The sequence below is a fragment of the Streptococcus intestinihominis genome, assembly GCF_046824975.1.
Classification (GTDB): domain Bacteria; phylum Bacillota; class Bacilli; order Lactobacillales; family Streptococcaceae; genus Streptococcus.
Genome location: NZ_JBKQBL010000002.1, coordinates 329,391 through 331,398 on the forward strand (window position 1 = coordinate 329,391; position 2,008 = coordinate 331,398).

Annotated in this window: 4 protein-coding genes; 1 reads left to right on the top strand and 3 read right to left on the bottom strand. The window is 46.1% G+C overall.

What is annotated here, in order from left to right:
* Positions 1–847: tRNA (adenosine(37)-N6)-dimethylallyltransferase MiaA (miaA, locus tag ACLOR3_RS05025; protein WP_412037041.1), on the bottom strand; the 847-nt coding region annotated here is incomplete at its 3' end.
* An 83-nt stretch (positions 848–930) separates the two neighbouring features.
* Here miaA and ACLOR3_RS05030 point away from each other — a divergent pair.
* On the top strand, positions 931–1,101 hold the full coding sequence (locus tag ACLOR3_RS05030) for a DUF3042 family protein (RefSeq protein ID WP_003002781.1): 171 nt from the start codon (positions 931–933) through the stop codon (positions 1,099–1,101).
* A 317-nt stretch (positions 1,102–1,418) separates the two neighbouring features.
* Here ACLOR3_RS05030 and ACLOR3_RS05035 read toward each other — a convergent pair whose 3' ends face one another.
* Both ACLOR3_RS05035 and ACLOR3_RS05040 read right to left on the bottom strand, forming a co-directional pair.
* Positions 1,419–1,724 carry a DUF4298 domain-containing protein gene (locus ACLOR3_RS05035; RefSeq protein ID WP_048717326.1) on the bottom strand — a complete coding sequence of 102 codons (306 nt, stop codon included), beginning with the start codon at positions 1,722–1,724 and terminating at the stop codon, positions 1,419–1,421.
* A partial coding sequence (locus ACLOR3_RS05040; protein ID WP_412037042.1) for a hypothetical protein occupies positions 1,721–2,008 on the bottom strand: 288 nt, incomplete at its 5' end. The genes ACLOR3_RS05040 and ACLOR3_RS05035, both read right to left, overlap by 4 nt.

Consider the following 2,008-nt stretch of genomic DNA (forward strand, 5'->3'; position numbering starts at 1 on the left):
GCTCCTTGAAGCCTTCTTCTCCAATCTGGTAAAAATGAACTGTCATCCGATTGCGGAACCAGGTCAACTGGCGCTTGGCAAAACGGCGCGTATTTTGCTTGAGCTGTTCAAGAGCCTCTTCTAAACTTTGCTCCCCCTTGAAATAAGGAAAGAGCTCCTTGTAGCCAATCCCTTTCGCAGCCTGAACCTCAGGATGGTTGTCATAGAGCCACTGGGCTTCTTCTAACAAACCCTGCTCAACCATGAGATCCACCCGTCGATTGACGCGGTCATACAAGGCTTGGCGATCATCGTCTAGACAGATGATATAGGGTTCATAGGCTGGAGCTTGATTATCCAAATCTTGACCGAAATGGGCGATTTCCAAGGCCCGCATAGCCCGTCTGCGATTGATTTGCGGGATCTCAATTCCCTCTTTTGCTACTCGCTCAAACAGTTCTTCATCAGTAAGAGGGGACAAGGACTCCCGATAGGCTAGAATGTCCTCGTGGGCAACATCCCCTCCTAGGTGATAACCTTCTAAGAGACTCTGGACATAGAGACCTGTCCCTCCAGCAATAATAGGAAGGTGACCCCGTCCTTGAATCTCCTCGATGGCTTGGCTGGCTTCTGTCACAAAATCATAGGCTGAGTAAGTCTCTGTCACCTCGCGGACATCGATCAGATGATGGGGAGCTGCCGCCTGCTCTTCTGGGCTGGCCTTGGCTGTTCCGATATCTAGGGTGCGGTAGACCTGCTGGCTATCTCCGCTGATGACCTCCCCGTTAAAGCGCTGGGCCACCTCGATAGCGAGGGCTGTTTTCCCAACAGCGGTCGGTCCCACTATCACAATTATCTTGTTTTTCATCGTTTTTCCTTGCAAAAATCGCATTTTTTCGTTACCATATATTATAACATAAAAATTTAAAGTTCTAAAAAGGAGAAATTCTCATGGCTAAAGGATTTGGTAAAGGTTTTGTTACTGGTGTTGCTGGTACAGTTGCTGCTGTAGCAGGTGCAGTTTACACATTCAAGAAAAAAGTAATCGAGCCTGAAGAACAAAAAGCAGCTTTCATCGAAGAAAACCGCAAAAAAGCAGCACGTCGTCGTGTATCACACTAATCAAACGAAAAAACTCCGGGAAACCGGAGTTTTTTTGTGAATATAGACAAACTATTTTTACATTACCAGCTAGATAATTTTTTCAAAAAAGTTATTTATTATTTAAGATTTTAAGCAAGTCAAAAACTTTCCGCTGTGAGAAAAGTGCTAGAAACACGATTGTTTCTAGCACACGGGAGTTTTGGAACCTTAGGTCCAAAACTAAGTCATGGAACTTCGTAGAAGTTCGCTGACGTCCGTACTCACCTAAGGAAAGTTTTGCAGAATAATTTATCTTTAATCTAAAAACTCCGGGAAACCGGAGTTTTTTTGTGTTCTTATCGTTCTTTCAACATCTTGGTGGCAAGGTCTAGCATCTCTACCGCCTTTTGGTAGTGCTCGTCCAACAAATCGTAGACGGCATCTTCCGATAAGACGCCACAGTAGACCTCTTCAGGGAAGTCTGGCTGATTAGACAATTCGACATCGTCCATGTAGACCTGGCTAGTGTAGTAATCGCGAAGCGCGATATAGCTAGACTGGCCAGCTTCTACCCGTTTCAAACATGCTTCAAGCTCTTCGATTAAGCCTTGGTAGGTGTTGAGATGACCTTCCATCTCTTGGATACGTTCAATTGGGGTCATGATGGATCCTTTCTATCTGCTAGAGAAACGACTTGCAACTGCTCACCGCCCAGTAAGATTAAATAGGATTCAACCTGGTCCACACCATAAGAGCGGCGGAGGGCTTCTGCGTAGAGTTCCAGTTGGGCTTGGTAGCGATCCAGCAATTCTTGAGGATTCCGGTAACGGTCTGTCTTATAGTCAAAGAGAAGGATCCGATCTTCCAACAGTAGGTAGCCGTCTAAGATCCCCCGGACCACAAAGTCCTGGCCACTAGCTGGATCCGTTTTGAGCATGGCAAAGGG